The organism is Pseudomonas sp. RP-B7 (assembly GCF_059803535.1).
Window position 1 is genome coordinate 35,751 of the sequence record NZ_JAPFHC010000005.1, and the last position, 25,228, is coordinate 60,978.

At 61.2% G+C, this 25,228-nt stretch carries 26 protein-coding genes and 2 pseudogenes; 17 read left to right on the plus strand and 11 right to left on the minus strand.

Going from position 1 to position 25,228, the window contains the following annotated elements:
- Window positions 1-40: 40 nt before the first annotated feature.
- The 3 genes from OPU96_RS06950 to OPU96_RS06960 all read right to left on the minus strand — a co-directional run bounded on the left by OPU96_RS06950 (window position 41) and on the right by OPU96_RS06960 (window position 3,575).
- Complete coding sequence (locus OPU96_RS06950; RefSeq protein WP_498558904.1) at window positions 41-1,546, minus strand: amidase family protein; 1,506 nt, start codon at window positions 1,544-1,546, stop codon at window positions 41-43.
- 140 nt (window positions 1,547-1,686) lie between these two features.
- Window positions 1,687-2,409, minus strand: coding sequence for a hypothetical protein (locus OPU96_RS06955; protein WP_226456191.1), 723 nt, complete (start codon window positions 2,407-2,409; stop codon window positions 1,687-1,689).
- 107 nt (window positions 2,410-2,516) lie between these two features.
- Window positions 2,517-3,575, minus strand: a complete 1,059-nt coding sequence (locus OPU96_RS06960) for an MBL fold metallo-hydrolase (protein ID WP_226456192.1) — start codon at window positions 3,573-3,575, stop codon at window positions 2,517-2,519.
- Window positions 3,576-3,698: 123 nt separating this feature from the next.
- Between OPU96_RS06960 and OPU96_RS06965 the strand changes: the two genes are divergently transcribed.
- The 5 genes and pseudogenes from OPU96_RS06965 (at window position 3,699) to OPU96_RS06985 (ending at window position 7,748) form a co-directional block, all read left to right on the plus strand.
- Window positions 3,699-4,316, plus strand: coding sequence for a TetR/AcrR family transcriptional regulator (locus tag OPU96_RS06965; protein WP_226456193.1), 618 nt, complete (start codon window positions 3,699-3,701; stop codon window positions 4,314-4,316).
- A gap of 184 nt (window positions 4,317-4,500) precedes the next feature.
- Window positions 4,501-5,559 carry a diguanylate cyclase gene (locus OPU96_RS06970; RefSeq protein ID WP_498558905.1) on the plus strand — a complete coding sequence of 353 codons (1,059 nt, stop codon included), beginning with the start codon at window positions 4,501-4,503 and terminating at the stop codon, window positions 5,557-5,559.
- Window positions 5,560-5,821: 262 nt separating this feature from the next.
- A pseudogene (locus OPU96_RS06975) lies at window positions 5,822-6,589 on the plus strand (PAS domain-containing protein); the annotation flags it as partial.
- Window positions 6,590-6,706: 117 nt separating this feature from the next.
- Window positions 6,707-7,141: pseudogene (locus OPU96_RS06980) on the plus strand (methyl-accepting chemotaxis protein); the annotation flags it as partial.
- Window positions 7,142-7,217: 76 nt separating this feature from the next.
- The gene (locus tag OPU96_RS06985; RefSeq protein WP_192301061.1) at window positions 7,218-7,748 is read left to right on the plus strand and encodes a DUF1003 domain-containing protein; all 531 of its coding nucleotides are present in this window, start codon (window positions 7,218-7,220) and stop codon (window positions 7,746-7,748) included.
- A gap of 46 nt (window positions 7,749-7,794) precedes the next feature.
- Here OPU96_RS06985 and OPU96_RS06990 read toward each other — a convergent pair whose 3' ends face one another.
- Window positions 7,795-8,676, minus strand: a complete 882-nt coding sequence (locus OPU96_RS06990) for a LysR family transcriptional regulator (protein ID WP_498558906.1) — start codon at window positions 8,674-8,676, stop codon at window positions 7,795-7,797.
- Between the two features lie 80 nt (window positions 8,677-8,756).
- On the opposite strand from OPU96_RS06990, the gene OPU96_RS06995 reads away from it, so the two are divergent.
- Together OPU96_RS06995 and OPU96_RS07000 are read left to right on the plus strand one after the other, a co-directional pair.
- Window positions 8,757-9,455: a CTP synthase C-terminal region-related (seleno)protein gene (locus OPU96_RS06995; protein ID WP_498558907.1), complete on the plus strand. Its 699-nt coding sequence runs from the start codon at window positions 8,757-8,759 to the stop codon at window positions 9,453-9,455.
- The gene (locus OPU96_RS07000) at window positions 9,452-9,772 is read left to right on the plus strand and encodes an antibiotic biosynthesis monooxygenase family protein (protein WP_226456197.1); all 321 of its coding nucleotides are present in this window, start codon (window positions 9,452-9,454) and stop codon (window positions 9,770-9,772) included. The genes OPU96_RS06995 and OPU96_RS07000 overlap by 4 nt, the downstream gene beginning before the upstream one ends.
- 72 nt (window positions 9,773-9,844) lie before the next feature.
- On the opposite strand, the gene OPU96_RS07005 is transcribed toward OPU96_RS07000, so the two are convergent.
- A complete protein-coding gene (locus tag OPU96_RS07005; RefSeq protein WP_192301057.1) occupies window positions 9,845-10,168 on the minus strand; it encodes a DUF2025 family protein in 324 nt (107 codons plus the stop codon).
- A gap of 232 nt (window positions 10,169-10,400) precedes the next feature.
- Between OPU96_RS07005 and OPU96_RS07010 the strand changes: the two genes are divergently transcribed.
- From OPU96_RS07010 to OPU96_RS07030, 5 genes are all read left to right on the plus strand, one after another.
- Complete coding sequence (locus OPU96_RS07010; RefSeq protein ID WP_192301056.1) at window positions 10,401-11,528, plus strand: glycerophosphodiester phosphodiesterase family protein; 1,128 nt, start codon at window positions 10,401-10,403, stop codon at window positions 11,526-11,528.
- Window positions 11,529-11,831 (plus strand): hypothetical protein, encoded by a 303-nt coding sequence (locus tag OPU96_RS07015; protein ID WP_226456198.1) that lies wholly within the window; start codon window positions 11,529-11,531, stop codon window positions 11,829-11,831.
- 189 nt (window positions 11,832-12,020) lie between these two features.
- Window positions 12,021-12,326: a PepSY domain-containing protein gene (locus tag OPU96_RS07020; RefSeq protein ID WP_498558908.1), complete on the plus strand. Its 306-nt coding sequence runs from the start codon at window positions 12,021-12,023 to the stop codon at window positions 12,324-12,326.
- A 299-nt stretch (window positions 12,327-12,625) separates the two neighbouring features.
- Window positions 12,626-13,648, plus strand: coding sequence for a transporter (locus tag OPU96_RS07025; protein WP_498558909.1), 1,023 nt, complete (start codon window positions 12,626-12,628; stop codon window positions 13,646-13,648).
- A gap of 161 nt (window positions 13,649-13,809) precedes the next feature.
- On the plus strand, window positions 13,810-15,426 hold the full coding sequence (locus tag OPU96_RS07030) for an inorganic phosphate transporter (RefSeq protein WP_192301052.1): 1,617 nt from the start codon (window positions 13,810-13,812) through the stop codon (window positions 15,424-15,426).
- Between the two features lie 49 nt (window positions 15,427-15,475).
- Here the strand turns inward: OPU96_RS07030 and OPU96_RS07035 are convergent, their stop codons facing one another.
- On the minus strand, window positions 15,476-16,372 hold the full coding sequence (locus tag OPU96_RS07035) for a LysR family transcriptional regulator (protein ID WP_192301051.1): 897 nt from the start codon (window positions 16,370-16,372) through the stop codon (window positions 15,476-15,478).
- Window positions 16,373-16,478: 106 nt separating this feature from the next.
- On the opposite strand from OPU96_RS07035, the gene OPU96_RS07040 reads away from it, so the two are divergent.
- Complete coding sequence (locus OPU96_RS07040; RefSeq protein ID WP_192301050.1) at window positions 16,479-17,237, plus strand: SDR family NAD(P)-dependent oxidoreductase; 759 nt, start codon at window positions 16,479-16,481, stop codon at window positions 17,235-17,237.
- Here OPU96_RS07040 and OPU96_RS07045 read toward each other — a convergent pair.
- Window positions 17,136-17,648, minus strand: coding sequence for a multidrug/biocide efflux PACE transporter (locus OPU96_RS07045; protein WP_226456199.1), 513 nt, complete (start codon window positions 17,646-17,648; stop codon window positions 17,136-17,138). The two genes, OPU96_RS07040 and OPU96_RS07045, sit on opposite strands and share 102 nt — an antisense overlap.
- Before the next feature lie 87 nt (window positions 17,649-17,735).
- Here OPU96_RS07045 and OPU96_RS07050 point away from each other — a divergent pair, with 87 nt between their 5' ends.
- A complete protein-coding gene (locus OPU96_RS07050; protein WP_192301048.1) occupies window positions 17,736-18,590 on the plus strand; it encodes a LysR family transcriptional regulator in 855 nt (284 codons plus the stop codon).
- A 138-nt stretch (window positions 18,591-18,728) separates the two neighbouring features.
- Here the strand turns inward: OPU96_RS07050 and OPU96_RS07055 are convergent, their stop codons facing one another.
- A complete protein-coding gene (locus OPU96_RS07055) occupies window positions 18,729-19,208 on the minus strand; it encodes an SRPBCC family protein (protein ID WP_226456201.1) in 480 nt (159 codons plus the stop codon).
- Window positions 19,209-19,365: 157 nt separating this feature from the next.
- On the opposite strand from OPU96_RS07055, the gene OPU96_RS07060 reads away from it, so the two are divergent.
- Window positions 19,366-19,875, plus strand: coding sequence for a GNAT family N-acetyltransferase (locus OPU96_RS07060; RefSeq protein WP_305391416.1), 510 nt, complete (start codon window positions 19,366-19,368; stop codon window positions 19,873-19,875).
- Between the two features lie 101 nt (window positions 19,876-19,976).
- Here the strand turns inward: OPU96_RS07060 and OPU96_RS07065 are convergent, their stop codons facing one another.
- Window positions 19,977-20,456 (minus strand): GyrI-like domain-containing protein, encoded by a 480-nt coding sequence (locus tag OPU96_RS07065; RefSeq protein ID WP_226456203.1) that lies wholly within the window; start codon window positions 20,454-20,456, stop codon window positions 19,977-19,979.
- Window positions 20,457-20,652: 196 nt separating this feature from the next.
- On the opposite strand from OPU96_RS07065, the gene alaC reads away from it, so the two are divergent.
- The gene (alaC, locus tag OPU96_RS07070; protein WP_192301044.1) at window positions 20,653-21,864 is read left to right on the plus strand and encodes an alanine transaminase; all 1,212 of its coding nucleotides are present in this window, start codon (window positions 20,653-20,655) and stop codon (window positions 21,862-21,864) included.
- 98 nt (window positions 21,865-21,962) lie between these two features.
- On the opposite strand, the gene OPU96_RS07075 is transcribed toward alaC, so the two are convergent.
- Together OPU96_RS07075 and OPU96_RS07080 are read right to left on the minus strand one after the other, a co-directional pair.
- Window positions 21,963-23,315: a GntP family permease gene (locus OPU96_RS07075; protein WP_192301043.1), complete on the minus strand. Its 1,353-nt coding sequence runs from the start codon at window positions 23,313-23,315 to the stop codon at window positions 21,963-21,965.
- Window positions 23,316-23,399: 84 nt separating this feature from the next.
- The gene (locus tag OPU96_RS07080; RefSeq protein ID WP_192301042.1) at window positions 23,400-23,933 is read right to left on the minus strand and encodes a gluconokinase; all 534 of its coding nucleotides are present in this window, start codon (window positions 23,931-23,933) and stop codon (window positions 23,400-23,402) included.
- Window positions 23,934-24,146: 213 nt separating this feature from the next.
- Between OPU96_RS07080 and gntR the strand changes: the two genes are divergently transcribed.
- Entirely contained in the window at window positions 24,147-25,178 is a 1,032-nt protein-coding gene (gntR, locus tag OPU96_RS07085) for an HTH-type transcriptional regulator GntR (protein ID WP_498558936.1), read from the plus strand.
- The last annotated feature ends 50 nt before the right edge of the window (window positions 25,179-25,228 follow it).

Genomic DNA, 25,228 nt, shown 5'->3' on the forward strand with positions numbered 1-25,228 from the left:
ACAGCGTAGGCGGCGCAGGATGAAGTCTAATGCGTTGACGTTAAAGAACCGGCTTGATCCCCACTTTCGCAGCCTGCTCATACCCATGGGCCACCGCCAGCAATGTCGGTTCGCTCCAGCGGGCACCAAAGAAATACGCGCTGGTCGGTTCACCGTCGTCATTTTTCCCGGAAGGCACCGAGACACCAGGGTAACCAGCTGCGGCGACCGCAAAGTAGCTGTTGGTCTCGAAGTCCGAGACCACCGCATCAAGGTTTTGCTCGTCAATCAGCTCATCCAAGGTGCCACGAAACTCCTGGATCAGGGCATCCCATAGGGGTTCGCGTTCCTCAGGCGTGAGGGTGGATGCCTCGATTTGCTTGAGTACCGGCTGGTGCTCGGTGGCGGTTCCATCACGCGCATCGTTGAACGCAATCAGTTGCGGCACCGACTTGACCGGCAGTCCCTGTCGCTTGGCCAGGTAGTCATTCAACTCGTCCTTCACATCGGCAAACAACAATTCGCCATAACGCGAGGCGTCGGCCAGTCGCATATTCACCGGCACCACAGTTGCCCCATGCGCCCGAAGCACCTCAAGCGCCTGGGCAAACTGAGGGCTATTGTCCACCGACAGGCTTTCGCCCTTCGCGCAAAAGGTCGCTGGGTAACCAATACGCTTGCCGTGCAACGCTCCGGGTTTGAGCAAGGCGGTGTAGTCGATGCCCTTGGGCGCATCAATGTTCGCGCTGTCGTCAGGGTCGCTGCCAGACATTGCATTAAGCATGAGCGCAGCATCAAACACCGAGCGCGCCATCGGCCCCGGTGTGTCCTGCCGGTGGCTGGCTGGAATGATGCCGCTGCGGCTCAACACGCCCACGCTGGGCTTGAAACCGACCACGCCGTTGAGCGCCGCCGGCACAATGATCGAACCGCTGGTTTCGGTGCCCACGGCCAGCGGCGCCAACCCGGCGGCAACAGCGGCGGCCGATCCCGAACTTGAACCACCGACCGGTGCATCCGCATGGTAAGGGTTGCGCGTTTGCCCGCCCCGACTGCTCCAACCGTCGGGGCCGCCGCGAAAACCCGCGAGCTCCGTCAGGTTGGTCTTGCCCAGGATCACCGCGCCCTGCTCACGCAGGCGCTCGACAATAAATCCATCTTTGCGCGCCGCCGTCCCCGTCAATCCAAACGCGCCGGCGCTGGTTTGCTGGGTATCGCCTGTCTCGATCGTGTCCTTGAGCAGCACCGGAATACCATGCAGCGGCCCCCTGATCTTGCCTGACACGCGCTCGCGGTCCAGCTCGCGTGCAATCTCCAACGCCTGTGGATTGAGTTCGATGATGGTGCTTAACGCGGGGTCGAGCTTACGAATGCGCGCTTGCAAATAGGTGACCAGATCTTCCGAGGTGAACCCACCCGGCCGTGCCATTTGCTCGCCGAGTTCGCGAACACCGACATACTCAGTGCCAGGCGGTACCGGTTTGCGTAGATCGCCCGCGGGTTTCACCCCCATCATTCTTGACGCCTGGCTAATTACCGCGCCCACACCAAGACCAATACCAAACATGCAACACCTCCAGGAAGGGGTAAGAATTGACGAAGGACCTATGTTGATCCGCACACCATTCTAAAAACGCCCCTCCATCCAGGCTGCGCGAGGCCAGTCGTTCATACCGTGGGATTGTTCAACGCATTGGGTAGCCTGGCCTAAACCGGAGTCAACGCACGCACGCTGCGATAGCCCTGCACCAGCGCCGCCAACATCGCCTTCGACCAGCGCGCACCGTAGAACCACAGTGTCGCCCCGTCCTCAAGCGGCTCGTTGAGCGCTGGGTAACCGTTCCAGCAAGCGCTGTGAAACGCTCCAGTGCGGCTGTCGGACACCACCGCATCCAAGCGATATTCGCTGACAAGCTCATCGACTTCATTAAGGCTCTGCAAGGTGAAGTGCAGATCGCCCTTGGCCGCGCGGGCAGGCACCAGCACCAAGTGCGCGCCAGCCCGCCGCAGTATCTCCAGCGCGCGGAGAAAAGAGGCGTGGTGCTCGATCGGTGTCTGATCATCAAATCGCTCGGCAACCCCCACGCGTCGGCCTGCCAGAGCCGGGGTCGCAGTGAATGTGGTGTTGTTCTGCACCAGAGGCACCTCCACCATGACTGGTCCAGAGGGGTCGATACCACTCAGGGCGATCAATGACAGCGAGGGATCACGCACGGTTTTAAAGGGAATCGCCGGTGCGTCATATCCAGGGATCGGGATACTCACCTCATGCGGCATGCCGGCCAGGGGTTCGACGCTAAACGCAATACCGCGCCGGCCCGCTGCCTCAGGAACGTGGCCAGCAGGTGCAGGCTCGACAAACGTGGGCAGCACTTGCACCGGCAGGCACGGCACGCGTACTGCACAAATTTTCCTACACTTTTCATCCATCAAAACGTCCCCCAGAAATTAATTTTCCGGGAATCATCGCACCCTCATCCGGCCTCTGTCGCAGCCCGGAAACACCTTGAAAACTCCTTTTTCCGACGCCGCCAGCTTCAGCTTGCCAGGCTTTCTTCGGCGCCCTGGGTTTCCACCTCCAGCCACCACGCCTGCCCGCGCTCAGGTTGGTTCAGGCTGAACGCCTGGCCCATCGCCGGCGTGGTGATCGACACATTGCGCTCCCACGCCAAGGCCATGATGCGGTCGAACGGTTCGTGCCAGGCATGGAACGCCAGGTCGAAGGTGCCGTTGTGAATCGGCAGCAGCCAACGCCCCTTGAGGTCGATGTGTGCTTGCACGGTTTGCTCTGGCTGCATGTGCACGTGGGGCCAGTCGACGTTGTAGGCACCGGTTTCCATCAGCGTCAGATCAAACGGACCGTACTGCTCGCCAATGCGTTTGAAGCCATCGAAATAGCCGGTGTCACCGCTGAAGAAGATCCGCCGCGCGCCGTCGATCATCACCCAGGAACACCACAGGGTCTGGTTGCTGTCGAACAAGCCGCGCCCGGAAAAATGCTGCGCAGGTGTGGCGACAAACCGGATGCCATCCACCTCGGTGCCCTGCCACCAATCCAGTTGCCGTACTTTGCCGGGTTCAACGCCCCACTTGACGAGAATGTCGCCCACGCCCAGCGGTGCGAGAAAATAGCGAGTCTTGTCGGCCAATTCCACGACCGCCTTGTAGTCAAGATGGTCGTAATGGTTGTGGGAAAGAATCACCGCCTCTAGCGCAGGCAGTTCATCGAGGCTGATGGGGGGCTGGTGGAAACGCTTGGGGCCAGCCCAACTGAACGGCGAAGCGCGCTCAGCGAAGACCGGGTCGGTCACCCAGAACTTACCGCGCATTTTCAGCAAGACCGTGGAATGCCCAAGGCGAAACACACTGTGATCGGGCGCTGCCAGCAACTGGTCACGGGTCAGCGGTTGCACTGGGATCGTCCCCACCGGCCGCGTGCTGCGTGGCTTGTTGAACAGCATGTTCCAGAAAATCCGCAAGGTTTTGCCAAAGCCGCCGTGTTGTACGGGAGCGTCGTTACTGAAGGGGCCCTGTTCCTGCTCGGCAGGTTTGAGCCCCTCAGGCAAAGGGTCGACACGGGATGAGAGGATGGCCATTACCAGGTGACTCCTACAGAGCGCTGAAGAATTACACTGCACAGTGTAGTTTCAAGATTGCAACAAAATCCGGAGCAAGTAAACTACCGAGTGTAATTTCCCCTGCCGAGCCGAATGCCCCCCATGACTGCCCCTCAACGCCTCACCGACCGTAAACGCGAAGCCATCGTGGCTGCGGCCATCGCCGAGTTTCGCGCCAACGGTTTCGAGGTCACCAGCATGGACAAGATCGCCGCCACCGCCGGTGTTTCCAAGCGCACCGTGTACAACCACTTCCCGAGCAAGGAGGAATTGTTCGCCGAAATCCTTCACCAATTGTGGGCCAGCAGCGTCGCGCAACTGGATGTGAGCTACACCAGCGACCGACCGCTGCGCGAGCAACTGCGCGGTTTGCTGGAGGCCAAGATGAAGATGATGGCGGATGCCAACTTCCTCGACCTGGCCCGGGTTGCTATCGCCGCCACCATTCACTCGCCGGAACGTGCCCAAGACATGGTGACCCGCCTGAGCCAGCGCGAAGAAGGTTTTACCCAGTGGGTCCGCGCCGCCCAGGAAGACGGCCGCCTCAGTTGCAGCGATCCGGCATTCGCCGCCCACCAGATCCAAAGCCTGCTCAAGGCGTTCGCGTTCTGGCCGCAAATCACCCTTGGCCAACCGACCCTGGATGCCGCCAACCAGGCCAGCGTGATCGAGTCTGCCATCGACCTGTTCCTGGCCGGCTACGAAGTCCACCCTCGGTAGACGCTGTTGCTTGAACGACATTGCAGGTCGTTTTTGACGCATTCGCCCTCTGTTTTGCACAAATGGCCTGTAAGGCCACTGATTATTCGTGCGCAAATAACTGACAATATTCACAGCCTTATCCGATAAACGGTTACCCCACGAACACGCTGCCGTACCTGCAAAAAGAGCTGACTCAGAATTTATGGAAAACCGACAAGGCAAAGGGCTCTCATTTGCCAGGCGTATCTACAAGCCAAGGATCATCGGCCTGGGCATCGGCGGCATCAGTGTGGCCGCCGCCCTCTACCCGCTCTCGATGCCCGGTTGGGTCTGGGCGTTCCTGCTGTTCAATGGCCTTGGCTGGCCGCATGTGGCGTATCAACTCTCGACGCGCGCCCAATTCCCCTATCAGGCCGAAAAACGCAACCTGATCTACGACTCGTTTTTCGGCGGGTTCTGGGCGGCAGCCATTGAGTTCTCGCCGCTGACGGTCGTGACCATCCTGTCCATGATGGCCATGAATAACGTCGCAGCGGGCGGCAAACAGATGTTCCTGCGCGGCCTGTTGGCCCAGGCAGCGGGTATCGGAGCCGGGTGGTTGCTGTTCGGCATGCGCTTCGACGCGGATGTCAGCGTGCTTGAGGTCTACGCCTGCCTGCCGATGCTGACCCTCTACCCCATGGCCATCGGCATGGTGTGTTACCAATTGGCGATAAAACTGTCCGAGCACAAGCGCGCCCTCAGCGCCCTCAGCCGTATCGACAGCCTCACGGGCTTGCTTAATCACGGTTCGTGGAAAGACCTGCTGCACATCAAATTCCATAAGTGCCGGCAACAACAAAGCCACGCCACCATCACGCTGATCGACATTGACCACTTCAAACAGATCAACGACACCCACGGCCATATCGTCGGTGACGCGGTGCTGCGCCAACTGAGCCTGGAGTTGCGGCGCAACCTGCGGGAAAACGACCTGGCCGGACGCTATGGTGGCGATGAATTCTGTGTGATTCTTCCGAAAATGCCCCTGGAAGAAGCCGCGCAGTTGATGGAACGCATGCGCGAGACCTTCAGCAACTACCGTAACCCGCAGATCCCGGAGCTACGCGTCAGCCTGAGTATCGGCCTGGCCGACTTCCAACCCGGTTTCAGCGATGCCGCGATGTGGCTCAACGCCGCGGATCGGGCGCTGTACGCCGCCAAGGCCACCGGGCGCAACCGGGTCAACGTCAGCAACTATTGCGTGGCTCATTCCGCCTGAAGTTGTCGTACGACACCTCGTCTGAATTTCCTGCCCAGCACTTGCAGCGATAGCATAATGCCTTCATTGGGCGCCGCCGGTAAAAAGTAGTGGCACATCGCCGAACTTTCTTCCCGCTGCGCGACTCTGACCCCGTTGTTCCACCCCCGCTGTCAGCACCAGGAAGCTGACAATGAGCACGTCAACCGTAGAGCCCAGCGCCTTACGGGGCAGGCGACCTCACATGGATACCCCCTACGCTTGCTTGCCCGAGCATCCGAACATGCTATTTAACGCCCACAAAAAAACCATCAGCGCCCTGCAACATACCGTGGCCCAACAGGCCAGCCTGCTGGACGCCCTCGAGCGCTCCATGGCGGTGATCGAATTCGACCTGCAAGGCAACGTGCTGCGGGCCAACGACAACTTCCTCAAGACCATGAACTACCGCGCCGAACAGATCGTCGGCCAGCCCCACAAGCTGTTCTGTACCCCCGCATTTGCGCGTAGCGCCGAGTACAACCAGTTGTGGACGAACCTGCGCAACGGCCAATTCCAGTCCGGCACCTTCGAACGGGTGGCAGGCGACGGCCATTCAGTGTGGCTGGAAGCCAGCTACAACCCGGTACGCGACGACGCCGGCCGCGTGGTCAAGGTGGTGAAGTACGCCATGGACGTGACCCCACGCCTGCAAGCCGAGAGCGAAGCCAACGCCAAGTTGGACGCCATCGGCCGGGCGATGGCGGTGATCGAGTTCAACCTCGACGGGATCATCCTCACCGCCAATACGAATTTCCTACAACGCATGGGCTACAGCCTCACACAGGTCCAGGGCCAGCATCACCGCCTGTTCTGCACCCCGGAGTTGGCCAACAGCGCGGCCTACAGCGAGTTCTGGCGCCGTCTGAACCAGGGCGAAATGTTCAGCGGCCAGTTCGAGCGCGTGGATAAAAACGGCCGCACCGTGTGGCTGGAAGCCAACTACAACCCGGTGTATGACGCCGGCGGACGCCTGTGCAAAGTGGTCAAGTTCGCCTCCGACGTCACCGCCATGGTGCAGCAGCACAGCGCCGATGCGGCCAGCGCAGCCCAGGCGTACCACATCTCCCTGAGCACCCGGGACATCGCCGAAAAAGGTGCCGAAGTGATCCAGCAAACGGCCAGCGGCATGCGCGACATTGCCGCCGACATTGACGGCTCCTCACAACTGATCGCCAAGCTTGGCGAGCGTTCGCAGCAGATCACCGCCATCGTCAACACCATTCGTGGCATCGCCGACCAGACCAACCTGCTGGCCCTCAACGCGGCCATCGAAGCGGCGCGCGCGGGTGAACAAGGCCGTGGTTTTGCCGTGGTGGCCGATGAAGTGCGGCAACTGGCAGCGCGTACCAGCGGCTCCACCGCGGAGATCTCCAGCATGATCGCGATGATCCAGGACGAAACCCGCCAGGCCATCCACAGCATGGACGGCACCCGCGACCGCGCGGCCCAGGGTGTCGACCTGGCCAACCGCGCCGGCACGGTGATCCTGCAGATTCGTGAAGGCACCAGCGAGGCCGTGCAGGCAGTCAGTGCATTCGCCAACGAGCGTGGCGGCAACTGACCCGATCTTCATACGTAGCGTCGGGGGCTCGGTCTATAGTGCTTCACTGTCTCTCAGTTGAAGATCCGAGCCCATCATGACCCCAAGCAAACCTGAAGCCGCCCCCGTCGATCACCTGCGTTTCCACCGCCCCCACGCCCACCTGGCACCGACGTTTGGCAATGACACCTTTGCCCTCAAGGCCGAAGCCTTCGCCCGATTCTTCGGCACGCCGACCTTCCTCGGTGCGCAGACGGTGATCGTGGTGGTGTGGATGGTATTGAACATGACCGGCGTGACGCACTTCGACGCCTACCCGTTCATCCTGCTCAACCTCGCCTTCAGCCTGCAAGCGGCCTACGCCGCGCCGCTGATCCTGCTGGCGCAGACACGCCAGGCAGCGCGGGACAAAGCCCAGTCCGACGCCGATGCGCAGCACCGTGAAGCCCTCGCCGTTGCCAATACCGAACGCCAGGCCCAGGCCGCGCAGACCACCAAACAGTTGCTGGAATTACTCGAACAGAACACCCGGCTGACGGAAATGACCAAGCAACTAACGGAACATGTCGAAAGCCTGACGTGTGAACTGCACGAGCACTTTGTAAGAAAACCCCAAGAACACCCGTAATCCCATATGGGAGGGGGGATTGTCCCCCCGCATTTTTGATTTGGGTCTAGGGTTTCATCCGGATGTGCCGCCCCAATTCATCAAACAACGCCACCACCGAGCGCAACGCCCGGCAGTCAGGACGGGTGAGCAACCACAGCGCCGTGCCATACCCTGTCAACGTCGGCCCCATCGGTTGCAAGCCTTCATCCAGGAGAAAGTCCGGCAACGCCGCCACACCCAGCCCGGCACGCACCAGTTCGGTGACCGACAGCATGCTGTTGCAGCGATAACCAAGGCGTACACCCGGCAGGTGCTCGCGACGCCAGGCCACCGTCGGATGGTCCGGCATGAAATCATCCGGGGCGATCCAGGCCAGTTCGGCCAACTCGCGCCCGGCATGCTCACGCGCAAAACCCGGGCTCGCACACACCTGGTAGGCGACGTTGCCGAGGCAGCGTCCTACAAGGTACTCCGGCGGCGTCTTGGTCAAGCGTAGGGCGATGTCCGCATCGCGGCGGCTGAGGTTGGCGAAGTCGTTGGACGTACTCAGCTCCAGGGTCAGCGCCGGGTAATCCGGCATGAATTGCGCCAAGGCGGGCAGCAGCAACCCTTGCAACACCGAGTCGGTACAGGTCAGGCGCACCGTGCCGCTGATCACTTCACCGCCCTGCTCCACGCCAATGCGCGCCGCCTCCAGCGCTTGTTCGGCACGTTCGGCCTGTTGCGCCAGGTCCCGCGCCAAGCCCGTGGGCAAGTAGCCGGCGCGGCTTTTTTCAAACAGCGTCTGGCCCAATGCCGCCTCCAGGCGCCGCACTGCGCGAAACACCGTGGACACGTCCACCCGCAACAACGCCGCCGCCCTCGCGAGGGAGCCACCGCGCACCAGGGCGAGGATCAGCGACAGGTCGGGGTAGTCAATCTGATAGTGCGTTGACGCATTGAACATATGGGTAAACGCCAATATTGATTGCGTGAACGCCAATTTATAGTGCGCCCCAGGACACCACAAGCCATGGGATGCACAGGATGAACGCCTCTACGCTGCACCTCGCCCTGATCGGCGAGCACCACCCCGCTGTCACCGCGCACCAAGCCATTCCCGTGGCCCTGCAACAGGCAGCCGACAGGCTTGGCCTGACCGTTCACCTGCAATGGCTCGACACCGACAACTTGCCATCGCTGCACGGCTTTGACGGTTTTTGGTGCGTGCCCGCCAGCCCCTATCGCGACACCGACGGCGCCCTGCAAGCCATCCGTTTTGCCCGCGAGCAGCGGCGACCGTTCCTCGGCACCTGCGGCGGTTTTCAGCACGCAGTGCTGGAATATGCCCGCAACGTATTGGGCTGGGCGGATGCGCAACATGGCGAACTGAACCCCGAGGCCAAACGCGCGGTGATCGCGCCGCTGAGCTGCGCCCTGGTGGAAGCCACCGACCGCGTGCGTCTGGCGCCCTACACCCGCATCGCCGAGGCCTACGGCACGCTGGACCTTGAAGAGGGCTATCGCTGCCGCTACGGGGTCAATCGCGAGTTTCTCGATGCCCTGCTCGAAGGCGACTTGATTGCCTGCGGCCACGACTCGGCGGGCGATCTGCGCGCGGTGGAGTTGCTCGATCACCCGTTTTTCGTCGCCACCTTGTTCCAACCCGAACGCGCCGCCCTCAACGGCATCACGCCGCCGCTGGCGATGGCCTTGCTCAACGCCTGCCGGGAGGTGTCCGCATGATCGCCGCCACACCCACCCCGCCCTACTACGCGGTGATTTTCAGCTCGCTGCGCACCGAGGGCGATCACGGCTACGGCGCGGCCGCCACGCGCATGCTGGAACTGGCGCGTGGGCAACCGGGGTTTCTCGGGGTGGAATCGGCGCGGGAGGATGGCCTGGGGATCACCGTGTCGTACTGGCAAAGCGAGGCGGCGATCCTGGCGTGGAAGCGGCAAGCCGAGCACAGTGCCGTGCGTGAGCAAGGACGGGCCCTTTGGTACTCGGCGTTTCAGACACGGGTGTGCAAAGTCGAACGGGACTATGCGTTCCAGAACTGAAATGCTGACCCCCTGTGGGAGCGGGCTTGCCCGCTGCCACATTTGGCTCTCTATAACCTCGCAAACAGGTAGCTAGCTGACCAGACTGCGCAACGCAGCAATCTGCGGGATCTCGACCCGGCGCATGTACACCCGCAGCGGCTCACTGATGTTGATGCGGTCGTCGATGTTCTGGTCCAGCAGCAATTGGATGCGCTCGCGGGACAACGTCATGGTGTCATCCTCGGCGGGCAGCCAGACAAATTCGGCGGTGGGGATGATGCCGTCATCGGCCACATCCATGCCGAAGGAGTCTTCGCTGAAACGCACGATGTACTGCCCGGTCTTGCGGTTCAGTCCGACAAAACCGTGGAGTCTGTCGGCAGCCTGGCAGATAAGCTCGGAAGTGATGCGCATGGTAAACCTCACTGAAAAGTCCCACATGGACTGGAAAGATGGTTTACACGCGTGGCAGAAATTGCCGCCCTCTGGCGGGGAAGCTTCGGGCAAGAGTACTGCAATGCACCGCAAAAAAACCCAGAAAATTGGCGCATGCGCACGTTAATGTCGGTTTGGTGATGGCGCCGTTCGCAATCAATTGTTAAAAAGGAGGCCTTCTCAAAGCTACCTCCACGAAAGGACTTCGCATATGCCTGTCACGTTCACCAAGAGCGCCCTGCTGCTCGCCCTGACGCTTGGCCTCGGCCAGGCCCAGGCTGCCGATCCGATCAGCCCGGCTGAATTGGCGACAAACGAAGGCATTCCGTATCCCGCCGTCATCGCTCACCGTGGCGCCTCGTACGACGCTCCCGAATCCACCGCCGCCGCCTACAAAGTTGCACGCGACCTGGGTGCCGACTACCTGGAAATGGACCTGCAACGCAGCAAGGACGGCGTGCTGTTCGCCCTGCACGACAACAACCTGCAGCGCACCACCGACGTGGCCACCAAGTTCCCCGAGCGCAAAGACGCACCGGCCAACGAATTCACCTGGAAAGAACTGCAAAGCCTCGACGCCGGCAGCTGGTTCAACGCCGCTTACCCGGACCGCGCCCGCCCGGGTTTCGTCGGCCTGAAAATCCAGAGCCTGGACGACATCATCAAGATCGCCGAAGGCAACCCACAGCACAAACCCGGCCTGTACATCGAGACCAAGGAGCCCAAGCAATTCCCGGGCATCGAGGCCGACCTGAAAAACAAGCTGCTGGATAAAGGCTGGTTGAGTTCCGCCGGCTCCAAGCTGGGCAAGAGCAACACCGGTGTCGGCCAGGGCAAGGGCCGCGTGGTGCTGCAAACCTTCGAGAAGTCGAGCCTGGTCGAGCTGCAAAAAGAGATGCCGAACACCCCGAAAATCCTGCTGTTGTGGGTCGGTGAAGGCAGCATCGAGCCAAAATCCAAGCAGACGTTCGCCGAGTCCGGCGAAACCACCAAGGCCGCCTACTATGCCAAGCAAGAGCCGAAAGACGCCGCCGAGTTCGAAAAGTGGGTCGACGAAGCCAAGAGCCTCGGCGCCATCGGTACTGGCCCGTCGGCTGAGCTGACCGCCCATGGCGATCAAAGTTATTCGAACCTGGTCAAGCCTGAAATGAACAAGCTGACCCACGACAAAGGCCTGCTGGTGCACGTCTACACCGTCGACGAGCCGGTGGACTTCGACAAGGTGATGAAGGCTGGCGTGGACGGCATCTTCACCAACCGCGCGGCCGAACTGCTGAAGTTCTACAAGCGCTGGCCGTCGTCCAGCGTGCAGGACTTGCTGAACGACTATAAGTATTGAGTGAAGGCCCATTGGTCAGGCCGCCTGTGGTTGGGGCGTGACTACGGCCTGATCATCGGCGAGCTGGGGCGTACCGCGCCCCATGCGTACTATGCGCATCAGGTGATGTGCTCCAACGGCTCGCCGATCACGGTCAACCCCGACGGCCAGGTCACCAGGGCCCATCGTCTGTTTATCCCTTCGCGTCAGCCCCACGCCATTCTTGCGAGCCAGGGTGAGGTATCGGTGCTATATGCCGAGCCTGCCGTGTTCGATCTCGCCCCGTTGTTGCACGCAGACCTGTCCTTGGAGGCCGTGCGGTAGGCATCGCGATAAAACGCAGTGCCCGCGAACACCAGCAGCAGGTGCGGTTGCCACAGCCCCCGGCATGAAACCCGCCGCGCCCGACGAATTGAACAAACTGCGCAACTGCTTGAAATAATTAAGGGTGAGTTAAGTTGCGCTGACTAACCTGAGGCCACTTAAACAGCTCACCCCAAAAGGACCCACACGATGAAAACCCTGACCGCTTTGTTCGCCGCCACCGCCTTGACCCTGACCGCCGGCCTGGCTCAAGCCGACGTTCGCCCTGACCAGATTCCAAGCCTGTTGCAATCCGGCGCGGTGAAGCCTTTTGAACAACTCAACAAAGACGCCCTGGCCAAACACCCTGGCGCCGTGATCAACGACACCGAGCTTGAGGACAAGGCCGGTCGCCTGGTCTACGAAGTTGAACTGACCGACACCACCGGCAAGAAGTGGGACGTGAAGCTCGACGCCAAGACCGGCGAAGTGCTGGAAAACAAACTGGATACTTGATCAAAACGCAGAACCCAATGTGTGTGCGGGCTTGCTCGCGAAGGCGGTGGATCAGTCACTGAATGTGTTTCTGATAGACCGCCTTCGCGAGCAAGCCAGCTCCCACAGGTTCATCAGGCGCCCAAGCGCGCCGTATCTGCCGGGCTAGACGCTGTTTGAACGTTCCCTGAGAAATAATCAAATAAACCTCACGCAGCGGAAATAAACACAAAGCCGTCACAAAACTGTCAATTCCCCTTGCAATGATTCGGCTACGCGACCTGTGAAACGTCCTACAGGCCCTTTCCCTGCGAGCCTCCATGAATCACAGCATTGACCACAGCCACCAGGACTGCGACCTGTTCGGCTTGCTCTACGGTTTTCGTTTTCGCCCAGGCGAAAAGGGTGAACAGATCGACTCGGCCACCGCACTGGCTGCGCTACAGGCCCCACAAGACCCGGAAGAATTCCTGTGGCTGCACCTGAACCTGGCCCATGCCGCGTGCGAACGCTGGATGCAGAAGCACCTGGAATTGCCGGATGAGTTCTTCGAAGCCCTGCACGAAGGCTCACGCTCCACCCGTATCGAACACGTCGACTCGGCCTTGCTGGCGGTGGTCAACGACGTGGTGTTCAACTTCAGCAGCATGGTCTCGTCGGATATTTCCACGCTGTGGGTGTGCGCCCGCAGCCGCCTGCTGATCAGTGCACGCCTGCAACCGTTGCACTCGGTGGACAAACTGCGCTCGTCGGTAAAGGCCGGGGAACGCTTCCGTTCGCCGCTGGAGTTGCTCGTGCATCTGCTGCGCGATCAGGGCGAGGTGCTGACGCAGATCGTGCGCAAGACCAGCATCAGCGTCGACCATATCGAAGACCAGTTGCTGTCTTCGCGCCTGTCCACCAACCGCGCCGAACTCGGTGCCGCGCGGCGGGTGCTGGTGCGCCTGCAACGCCTGCTGGCGCTGGAACCGGGCTCGCTGCTGCGCCTGCTCAACCGCCCACCGCAGTGGCTGCAAAAGGAAGACGTGAAGGAGTTGCGCAAATCCACCGAAGAGTTTGCGCTGATCATCAACGACCTCACGGCGCTCGGAGAACGTATCAAGCTGTTGCAGGAAGAGATCGCCGCCAACCTCAACGAGCAAAGCAACCGCACGCTGTTCACCCTGACGGTGGTGACGGTGCTGGCATTGCCGATCAACATCATTGCCGGTTTTTTCGGCATGAACGTGGGGGGCGTGCCGCTTTCCCAGGACCCGGAAGGCTTCTGGATATTAGTGGCCTTGGTCGCGACCTTTACCCTGATTGCCGGGCGCTGGGCGTTCCGCAAACGCAAGGATTACTGAACTGGAACGCCATTGAAAATGTGGTCGCTCCCACATTTGGCCCTGCGGTGTGATCTCGACCAGCGGCATCTTCAATCATTAAAACACTGACATATGGCAGCATCTCTGTAACATTCTGCAATGATCATGGGCAGCATCCCTCTCACACTGGATGCTCCGGCATGGCCACCCCTTCCCTGACTGCCTCCACGCACGCCTCCCCCGCAGACCCCAAACCCCGGCTGGACAAGAAGCCCAACCTGCTCACGGTGATCATTTTCTTCGCCGTGCTCGCCATGGGCCTGCTGTTCACCGCCTACAGCCTGATGCACGACATGCACGAACTGGGCACGGTGGTCACCACCTGGACCCCCTTCCTGCTGCTCGGCGTGGCGCTGTTGATTGCCCTGGGCTTCGAGTTCGTCAACGGCTTCCACGACACCGCCAACGCGGTGGCGACGGTGATCTACACCAACTCGCTGCCGCCGCATTTTGCGGTGGTGTGGTCGGGCTTTTTCAACTTCCTCGGCGTGCTGCTCTCCAGCGGTGCCGTGGCGTTCGGCATCATTGCCCTGCTGCCGGTGGAGCTGATTTTGCAGGTCGGCTCGTCGGCCGGTTTCGCGATGATCTTCGCCCTGCTGATCGCCGCGATCCTGTGGAACCTGGGCACCTGGTGGCTGGGTTTGCCGGCCTCGTCGTCCCACACACTGATCGGCTCAATCATCGGCGTCGGCGTGGCGAATGCCTTGATGCACGGGCGTGACGGCACCAGCGGAGTGGATTGGGCCCAGGCCACCAAGATCGGTTACGCGCTGCTGCTGTCGCCGCTGATCGGCTTTGGCTTTGCCGCCCTGCTGTTGCTGGCCCTGCGCGCGTTTGTGAAGAACCGTTCGCTGTACAAGGCGCCGAAAGGCGATACCCCGCCGCCGTGGTGGATTCGCGGCATGCTGATCGCCACCTGCACCGGTGTGTCGTTCGCCCACGGCTCCAACGATGGGCAAAAAGGCATGGGCCTGATCATGCTGATCCTGGTGGGCACGTTGCCGATGGCCTACGCGCTGAACCGCACCATGCCCGCCGAGCAATCCTTACAATTCGCCGCCGTGGCCGAAGTGACTCAAGTGGCGCTGGCGAAAAGCGCGCCGCAGGCATTGCCGGGCAACCCGCGGCCGATTCTGTCGGCGTACGTCAGTACCAAGGAAGTCACTCCGCAACTGATCCCGGCCCTCGCCGCCCTCGCCGGGCAGATCGGCGAGCAGGTCAAAGGCTACGGTTCCCTGGCCAAGGTCCCCGCCGAAGCGGTGGGCAACGTGCGTAACGACATGTACCTGACCAGCGAAACCATTCGCTTGATGGACAAAGGCAAGGTCGGCAATTTCGACGCCGATACCCAAAGCAAGCTGCAACTGTTCAAGCAACAGATCGACAACTCCACGCGCTTTATCCCGCTGTGGGTGAAGATCGCCGTGGCCATCGCCCTCGGCCTGGGCACCATGGTCGGCTGGAAACGCATCGTGGTGACGGTGGGCGAGAAGATCGGCAAGACCCACATGACCTATGCCCAAGGGGCTTCGGCGGAAACCGTGGCGATGCTGACCATCGGCGCGGCGGATATGTTTGGCTTGCCGGTGTCGACCACCCATGTGCTGTCCTCCGGTGTGGCGGGAACCATGGTGGCCAATGGCGGCGGGTTGCAGATGAAGACCATCCGCAATCTGTTGATGGCGTGGGTGTTGACGTTGCCGGCGGCGATTGTGTTGTCGGGCAGCCTCTACTGGCTATTCACCAAACTCTTCTGACCCGACAGAGGGTAAAAATGTGGGAGGGGCAAGCCACCTCCCACATTGGCTACAACTGCGACTGTAAAAGAGTGGCCAACCAATCCATGAATACCCGCACTCGCTGCGGCAAGTGCCGCTGACCGGCGTACAGCAACGACACATCCAACGGCGGAGCCGGGTAATCGGGCAACACCGCCACCAGTTCCCCACTGGCCAGCAACTCGCGAATCCCCAGGGCCGGCACCTGAGTAATCCCAAACCCGCCCAGGCACGCCACACGGTACGCGTCAGTGCTGTTGACCGTGACCCGCCCGGCCATGGGAATGCGCTGCACCTTGTTGCCCTGTTGGTACTCGAATCCCGCCGAACGTGAGCCCAACGGGCGCACATAATGCACCAGGTGATGATGCGCGAGGTCGGCCAGCGTCTGGGGCACGCCATACCGTTGCAAGTACGCCGCGCTGGCGCAGTTGATCATCGGCAGGCGGCACAGCAGCCGCGCGACGACGGTCTGGTCCGGCTGCGCGCCGACGCGCAGTACGCAATCGAAGCCTTCGGCGAGCAGGTCGACCTGGCGGTCGGTGCTGCTGATTTCCAGTTCGATCAACGGGTGCGCATCCATGAATTCGGGCAGGCGCGGCAGGATCAATTCCCGTGCCATCACGTTGGGCATGTCCACGCGAATGCGCCCGCTCAGTTGCGCTTCATCCTGGCGGAACAGCCCTTCCAGCTCGTCCATGTGCGCCAGCAAGTCCTTGCTGCGCTCATACAACACGCGACCGTCCTGGGTCGCCTGGACCTTGCGCGTGGTGCGCTGCAGCAGGCGCGTGCCGAGCAGTTCTTCCAGCGCCTGTACATGCTCGGACACGGTGGAGCGCGGCAGCCCCAGGCTCTCGCCCGCGCCGGTGAAACTCGACAGTTCGGTAACGCGCACAAAGGTGCGCAACAGCTCAAGTTTGTTCATGGGATTGTTCGCTTTATCCGGCCAGTGATTCCGGTATAGCGCTGTTTATCACGTAATGACCGGACAAATACACTCAATCCCACTGACCACCCGAGAGGATTGCACCATGACCCGTAAAATCGCATTGATCACCGGCGCCAGCCGTGGCCTGGGCAAAAGCACCGCGCTGCACCTGGCAGCACAAGGCGTCGACATCATTGGCACCTACCACAGTGCTGCCGCCGAAGCCCAGGCGGTGGCCGAGCAGATCCAGGCGCTGGGCGGCCGTGCCGCGATGCTGCAACTGGATGTGGGCCAAAGCGCGACCTTCAATGATTTTGTTGGCGACGTCGGCACTTTGCTCAAGGATGTTTTCGCACAGGAGCGCTTCGATTTTCTGATCAATAACGCCGGCATCGGCGCCCATGCCAGCTTTGCCGAGACCACCGAGGCGCAGTTCGACCAACTGCTGGCGATCCAATTCAAAGGTCCATTCTTCCTGACCCAGAAGCTGCTGCCGCTGATCCGCGACGGTGGTCGCATTCTCAATATTTCCAGCGGCCTGGCGCGCTTCAGCCTGCCGGGTTATGCCGCGTATGCCGCGATGAAAGGCGCAATGGAAGTGCTCACGCGCTATCAGGCCAAGGAGTTGGGCGGTCGCGGCATCAGCGTGAACATCCTTGCACCGGGTGCCATCGAGACCGATTTCGGCGGCGGCGCCGTGCGTGACAACGCCGCATTGAACACGATGGTCGCCAACAATACCGCCCTGGGTCGCGCCGGTTTACCGGACGATATTGGCGGGGCCATTTCCCTCTTGCTGGCCGACGGCAGCCACTGGATCACCGGGCAGCGCATCGAGGCCTCGGGCGGCATGTTTCTGTAGGAACTTGTCACGCAGCACGTCATAGACCCAGTGATAGACATAGGTGTACGGCAGGAAGAACAGCAGTACACCGATGTCGAGGATAAACGCGTCCATCAAGCTGATGTTCAGCCACGCCGCGATCAACGGCACACACACCAGGATCAGCCCGCCTTCGAACATCAGCGCATGCAGCACCCGCGTGCCGCTGTTGTTGGCCAGTTGCAGACGCGCCTTGAGGCGGTCGAACAGGCTGTTGAAAATGATGTTCCAGGTCAGCGCCAACAGGCTGATCCCCAGCGTGACAGCGCCCATCTCCAACGCCGGCCGGCCGGTGATCCACACCAGCAACGGGGTGCAGATCAACAAGGCCAGGCCTTCAAAACCCAGGGCTTGGCACACACGTTCAGTCATCGATTTGGTAGGGGTCATGGCCCGGCTCCGTGAGTGAAGAGGTTGCCATCATTACCCCTTGTGCCGATACTTCATAACCAATAACCATCGATCAAGGCGATAGTCATGGCCTCACATGAAGTGCTCCAGGCGTTTGTCCAGGCGGCGACCCAGGGCTCGTTTTCGGCGGCGGCGCGCAAGCTGGGCAAGAGCCAATCGACGGTCAGCGCGGCGGTGGCGAGCCTGGAGATCGACCTGGACGTGGTGCTGTTTGATCGCAGCAGCCGCAAGCCAACGCTGACCCCGGCCGGGCATGTGTTGCTGCAACGCGCCGAACAGGTGCTGGAAGCCAGCAGCCGCCTGGAATTGGCGGCGAGCCAGTTGTCCCAGGGCCTGGAGCCGAAGCTGACGATTGCGATGTCCGACACCTACCAGTCCGACCGCTTTGAAGTCGCCCTCAGTGCGTTTGAACAGCGTTATCCGGACCTTGAACTGGAATGCTTGATCGCCGAGTGCGAAGACTTGATCGCCCTGGTACAGAGTGGCCGGGCGCAGATCGCGTTTATCGAACAACAGGAGACTTACCCGCCCGACCTCACCGGCGCGCCAGTGCAAGAGCGCACGGAAATCGCCCTGTTTGCCGCGCCCGAACATCCGCTGGCCAGGCTGAAAAGCATCCCCGTCGACACCCTGCGCCAACACCGCGAACTGCGCCTGGCGAGCATCATCAACCCGACTGAAACCCGTGCCAGCGGGCGGGTGTGGTCGGCGCCCAGTTACTTGATGTTGATGGAGATGGCCCAGCTCGGCTTTGGCTGGGCACCGCTGCCGCGCTGGCTGGTGGAGCGTTTTGATGGCGGCCGCCTGGTGGAGCTCAAGGCCCGCAGCTGGCCGCGGTCGGTGGCGGTGGATGCCCTGTGGTCCCGCCACCACCCGCCGGGGCCGGCGGGGAGCTGGTTACTGGGCAAGATGTTGGAGTGATGCCCGAATATGCTGGGCGCAACAATGCAGAGCAAATGTGTCGAGCTTTGGCGAGGCTGCGAAGGCGGCGGTACTGTTGGCGGATATGCTGCCCCTCAACCATAGAATCTCCCACAGTGTTGATTGCCTACAGCCTGGTCAATCGCGCATGCCGGTTGTGACCAGCGTCACCAAGCGATCCAGGCTCTGGCCCCAGCCGTCATGAAAGCCCATCGCTTCATGCGCCTGTTTATCCTCAGCACTCCAATGCATCGCCCGCGCGGTATAGAGCGTCTTGTTGCCTTCGACCTCCTGCAACGTCACTTCTGCGGTCATGAACGCCTTGCCCGAGGGGATCCACCCCGGCCTGAACGCATCGGTAAACACCAGCCGCTGGGGCGCGACGATTTCCAGGAACACGCCCTCGGTCGGGTATTCGCTGCCGTCCGGCGCGCGCATCAGGGTGCGAAACAGCCCACCGACCCACAGGTTCATTTCGCATTCGGGGGTGGTCATGCCGTGGGGGCCCCACCATTGTTGCAGCAGAGCCGGCTCGGTCCAGGCGCGGAACACTCGGCTGCGGGGCGCGTCGATCACACGGCTGATGGACAACTCAAATTCGGCAGGTTGGGTAGACATGGAATAAACCTCCTGAGTCTTATGTTTGTTGTGTTCAGAGAGTCAACGGTGCACGGCATTCACTATAGTTCGCAGCGCCGGGAGGTGGCACTCGAACAGACCGGCGCCAAACCCGCTAGAATCCGCGCCTCTTTGTAGTATTTGGGATGCAGCCCCGATGGAAACCCGCCTCGTCCCCTATGAGACGTTGAGCATGTTGCAAAAACAGCAGCTCGACAGCCTGCAAGTGCACCCCGAACAGCTGCCGTTTTGCGGCGACATCTACTGCGCGCTGAACAGCCTGCGGGTCAATCCCAACCCTGGCATCAAAGGCTTCGCCCTCCTCGCAGACGACCAGCCCGTGGCTTTCCTGCTGCTCAAACGCCCGCCGTGCCTGCCCCATTGGGCCGACGAGCACAGCGCCACGCTGCATGCGCTGCAAGTCGATCGTGGCCAACAAGGGCGCGGGTTCGGCAAGGCGTGCTTGCAGGCGCTGCCCGCTGCGGCGTTGCTGGCGTGGCCGCAGATCAAGGGGATCGAGTTGTCGGTGGACACCGAAAATGTGGCAGCAATGGGCTTGTATCTTGGAGCTGGATGGGTGGATTGCGGGGAGGCGTACAAGGCGCGGGTGGGGTATGAGCGCAGGTTGAAATGCGCCATTGCCGAGTCAACGACGCTAGACCTGTAGCGAGGGAGCTTGCTCCCGTTGGGGCACGAAGCGTCCCCCAGCGAGGGGCCTGCTGCGCAGTCCAGCGCCAGCAGGCGCCCTCGCCACAGAGATCGATGGGTTTACTTGGGCTCCACCGGCAGCCAGACCTCCACCGTCCCCGTGCCCTTCGTCACATCAAAATCCGCGCTGTAACGCTCGAAATCCGGCCCCGCCACCTTGAAGCCCGAGTGCGGCAACCACTCGAACATGATGCGTTCATAGGTCTGCTCCAGCGCCTGTACCGGCCCGTAATGCGGGAACACGGCGTAGTGATGGGCTGGGATTTCAACGGTTTCGAAGTTACCGGGCACATCGCTTTTACGCGGCACTTCCACCCCGGCCATGTAGTCGAACTCGCCGTGGTTGGGGTTATGGCACACCCCGTAAGTCACGCCGCCGACGCGTTGCTTGATGTCTTTGATGCAGGTGTCGAACAACTCCCACAATTTGGGAATATCACCCACGGTGGCCTTCGAATAACGCCCTTGTACACCGGCGATCACCAGGGCTTTACCCTCTTCCATGCGTGGCTCTAACGGTTGTGTTGTGTGCTGATCCATTGGAACAGTCTCCTTCTTATGGGGGAACAAACCCGCATCGAGTATAGGGCTATATCGACGCTGCACTCCAAGCAGAAAATTTTCCTACGCATCTGGACAACTGGCCATCATCGACCGTATTGTCTGCCCCGCAGGCCACCGCAGTGGCCAACGTCGCTCGGACGGTTCCGGGCGCTTACGTACTCTCGAGGCAACAATGGCCGACCAAGGTTCGCCGCGCCGCTTTGCGCGCATAGATCGACTCCCCCCTTACGTTTTCAATATCACTGCCGAGCTGAAGATGGCTGCGCGTCGGCGCGGCGAAGACATCATCGACTTGAGCATGGGCAACCCCGACGGCCCCACGCCGCCGCACATTGTCGAGAAACTCGTACAAGTGGCCCAGCGTGAAGACACCCACGGCTACTCCACCTCCAAAGGCATTCCGCGTCTGCGCCGGGCGATTTCGCGCTGGTACAAGGACCGTTATGAAGTGGACATCGACCCCGAGTCGGAAGCCATCGTGACCATCGGTTCCAAGGAAGGCCTGGCGCACTTGATGCTGGCCACCCTGGACCAGGGCGACACCGTGTTGGTGCCCAACCCCAGCTACCCGATCCACATCTACGGTGCCGTGATTGCCGGCGCCCAGGTGCGATCGGTACCGCTGGTGCCTGGCGTGGACTTCTTCGCCGAACTGGAACGGGCGATTCGCGGCTCGATCCCCAAGCCAAAGATGATGATCCTGGGCTTTCCGTCCAACCCCACCGCGCAGTGCGTGGAGCTGGACTTCTTCGAGCGCGTGATCGCCCTGGCCAAGCAATATGACGTGCTGGTGATCCACGACCTGGCCTACGCCGACATCGTCTACGACGGCTGGAAAGCCCCGTCGATCATGCAAGTGCCTGGTGCCAAGGACATTGCGGTGGAGTTCTTCACCCTGTCCAAGAGCTACAACATGGCCGGCTGGCGCATTGGTTTCATGGTGGGCAACCCGGAACTGGTCAACGCCCTGGCGCGCATCAAGAGCTACCACGACTACGGCACCTTCACCCCGCTGCAAGTGGCGGCGATTGCCGCGCTGGAAGGCGACCAACAGTGCGTGAAGGACATTGCCGAGCAGTATCGCCAGCGCCGCAACGTGCTGGTCAAGGGCCTGCATGAACTGGGCTGGATGGTGGAAAATCCAAAGGCGTCGATGTACGTCTGGGCGAAGATTCCCGAGGCGTATGCCGAAATGGGTTCGCTGGAGTTTGCCAAGAAGCTGCTGCTGGAGGCGAAGGTGTGTGTGTCGCCGGGCATCGGCTTTGGTGAGTATGGCGACGATCATGTGCGCTTTGCGCTGATCGAGAACCAAGACCGGATACGGCAGGCGGTGCGGGGGATTCGCGGGATGTTCAGGGCTGATGGCCTAGGCCCTAAAGCCTGACCCGATCAACCTGTAGGAATAGGGTCAAAACTGTGGGAGCGGGCTTGCTCGCTCCCACATTTGGATTGGGTTTGAACCCTATCTTTGTGGTGTACCTGTTACACCACCAGCGACAACAGCATGATGAAGATCAGCGCGACCACAGACAGGATCGTCTCCATCGCCGTCCACGTCTTGAACGTTTCCGCCACGGTCATGTTGAAGTACTGCTTCACCAGCCAGAAGCCCGCATCGTTGACGTGCGACAGGATCAACGACCCCGCCCCCGTCGCCAGCACCAGCAGCTCACGGTTAACCCCTGGAATCATCCCCACCACCGGCACCACGATGCCCGCGCCAGTAATGGTCGCCACGGTCGCCGAACCGGTCGCCACGCGGATCACCGCCGCCACCAGCCACGCCAGCAGGATCGGGTTGATCTGTGCGTTCACCGCCATATGGCCGATGACGTCGCCCACACCACTGGTCACCAGCATCTGCTTGAAGCCACCACCGGCACCGATGATCAGGATGATCGCGGCGGTCGGCGCAAGGCTGGCGTCGAGCAACTTGAGGATCTGCTTGGAGTGAATGCCCTGGCGATGGCCAAAGGTGTACAGCGACAGCAGCAACGCCAGCAACAGCGCGGAGATCGGGTGACCGATCATGTCCATCCAGTTGCGCACGATATGGCCGTCCGGCAGACCGATGTCGGCAAAGGTTTTCAGCAACATCAGGAACACCGGCAGCAGCACGGTGATCAGGGTGATGCTGAAGCTCGGCAGCGACTTGTGTTGCGACTCGCGGGCCAGTTGATCGACCAGTTCCTGGGACGGATTGCCCGGGATGTACTTGGCGATAAACGTACCGAAGATCGGGCCGGCAATGATGGCGGTCGGCAGTGCCACGATCAGGCCGTACAGGATGGTCTTGCCGATGTCCGCGCCAAACACGCCGATGGCCAGCAGCGGGCCCGGGTGCGGTGGCACCAGGCCGTGCACCGCCGAGAGGCCGGCGAGCAGCGGGATGCCGATCTTGATCAGCGACACGCCGGTGCGGCGCGCGACGATGAATACCAGCGGGATCAGCAGTACAAAACCGATCTCGAAGAACAGCGGGATGCCCACCAGGAACGCGGCGAACATCATGGCCCACTGGACCTTTTCCTTGCCGAAGGCACGGATCAGGGTCTGGGCGATCTGATCGGCACCACCGGATTCAGCCATCATCTTGCCGAGCATCGTACCCAGCGCGAGGATAATGCCGACAAAGCCGAGCACCCCGCCGAAGCCGTCCTGGAACGCCTTGATGATCTTGTCCACGGGCATGCCCGAGGTCAGGCCGAGGAAGCCGGCCGCGATGATCAGTGCAATGAACGGATGAACCTTGAACTTGGTGATCAGAACGATCAACCCGATGATAGTGACCACTGCATCTAGCAGCAGGTAGGACTCGTGGGACATGCCAAACATGGGGGGTCTCTCCTGTTTGTTGTTGTTATTAAAGCGGGTGTTGAATTTCCTGCCGTAGATAGCGCTATCTTTTCCGGCAAAAAATCACTTGGAAGGTTCGAAGCCGTGTTGCAGCCACCAGGCATGGGTCTGCTCGGCCAATTGCTCGACGCTGTCGACGCTGGCGTTGAGGGCCAGGGTCAGCGGCTCGCCCACGGGTGACTCAAGGGTGGCGAACTGGCTGTCGATCAGGCTGGCCGGCATGAAATGGCCGGGGCGATGGGACACGCGGTCGGACGCCACTTCACGGCTCAACTCCAGAAACACGAAACCCAGGCCCGGCGCGGCTTCGCGCAGGTGGTCGCGGTATTTCTTCTTGAGGGCTGAACAGGTGAGCACCGGGTGTTCGCCGGCTTTTAGCGAACGGCGCAGTTCATCGCAAAGGATGTCGAGCCAGCCGGCGCGGTCGTCGTCGTTGAGGGGGTGGCCGGCGCTCATCTTTTCGATGTTGGCGGCAGGGTGGAAGCTGTCGCCTTCGATGGCGGTAGCGCCGTTCAGACGGCACACGGCTTCGCTGACGCTGGTCTTGCCACAGCCAGCAACACCCATGATGACCAGGGCAGTAACAGGTTGACTCATGAAACACCTCAGGACGCAGATAGCGCTACCTTTGCACGCTGTAAGGCTAGTGCAAAAACAGGCTTTTCCCGCGCCGTCTTGTCTTTTTTTATGGAGTGACGCGTGCATCCGCTCCAAGCGTTTGAACAGGATCAGGCAACCCTTTGTTCAAGAATTTGCAGCCTTTTGGAGACAGCGCTACCTTAGTGCCTCGATTTTTGTTTGGCAAGCCGCCTGATGACCTCCAAGAACGATAAAAAATTGCGCACCACGGGTCGCCCGACCCTCAACGAAGTCGCCCGCCTCGCTGGCGTCAGCCCGATTACCGCCTCCCGCGCCCTGCGCGGCATCAGCACCGTAGCGACTGAGCTGGTCGAAAAAGTCCAGCACGCCGCTGCCGAGTTGAATTACGTGGTCAACCCCGCCGCCCGCGCCCTGGCTTCGGCCCAGAGCCATTCGGTGGTGGTGATCGTGCCGTCGCTGTCCAACCTGCTGTTTATCGAAACCCTCGAAGCCATCCACCAAGTGCTGCGGCCCAAGGGTTTTGAAGTGCTGATCGGCAACTCCCACTATTCGCGCGACGAAGAAGAAAACCTGCTGCGCAACTACATGGCCTACCAGCCACGGGGTTTGCTGCTGACCGGCTTCGACCGGACCGAGAGCGCCCGACGGATGGTCGAGAGCAGCAATGTTCCCTGCGTCTACATGATGGACCTGGACCCCAACGCCGGCGTGAACTGCGTAGGCTTCTCGCAACTGGCAGCCGGTGAAACGGCGGCTGCGCACCTGCTGGCCCGTGGGCGCAAGCGCCTGGCGTATATAGGCGCGCAACTGGACCAACGCACCCTGCTGCGTGGCGAAGGTTTCCGCCGCGCGCTGCAACAGGCCGGCCTGTACGACCCGGCGCTGGAAGTGCTGACGCCACGCCCGTCCTCCGTGGGCCTGGGCGGCGAACTGTTCCTGCAGTTGCTGGCCGCCCATCCCGATGTGGACGCGATCTTCTTCGGCAATGACGACCTGGCCCAGGGCGCTCTGCTCGAAGCCCTGCGCCACAGCATCAAGGTGCCGGAACGCGTGGCGGTGCTGGGTTTCAACGACTTGCCGTCGTCATCGTTCATGGTGCCGCGCCTGAGCAGCATCAGCACGCCGCGTGAAGCGATTGGTCGGCGTTCAGCGGAGCATCTGTTGACGATCATGGCGGGCAACAAGGTGGCCAAGCCGGTGGTGGATATGGGCTTTGAGCTGCAGGTGCGCGAAAGTACCTGACGCTCAAAAGCCGAGCACACTAAACCTGTGGGAGGGTACTTGCCGCCGAG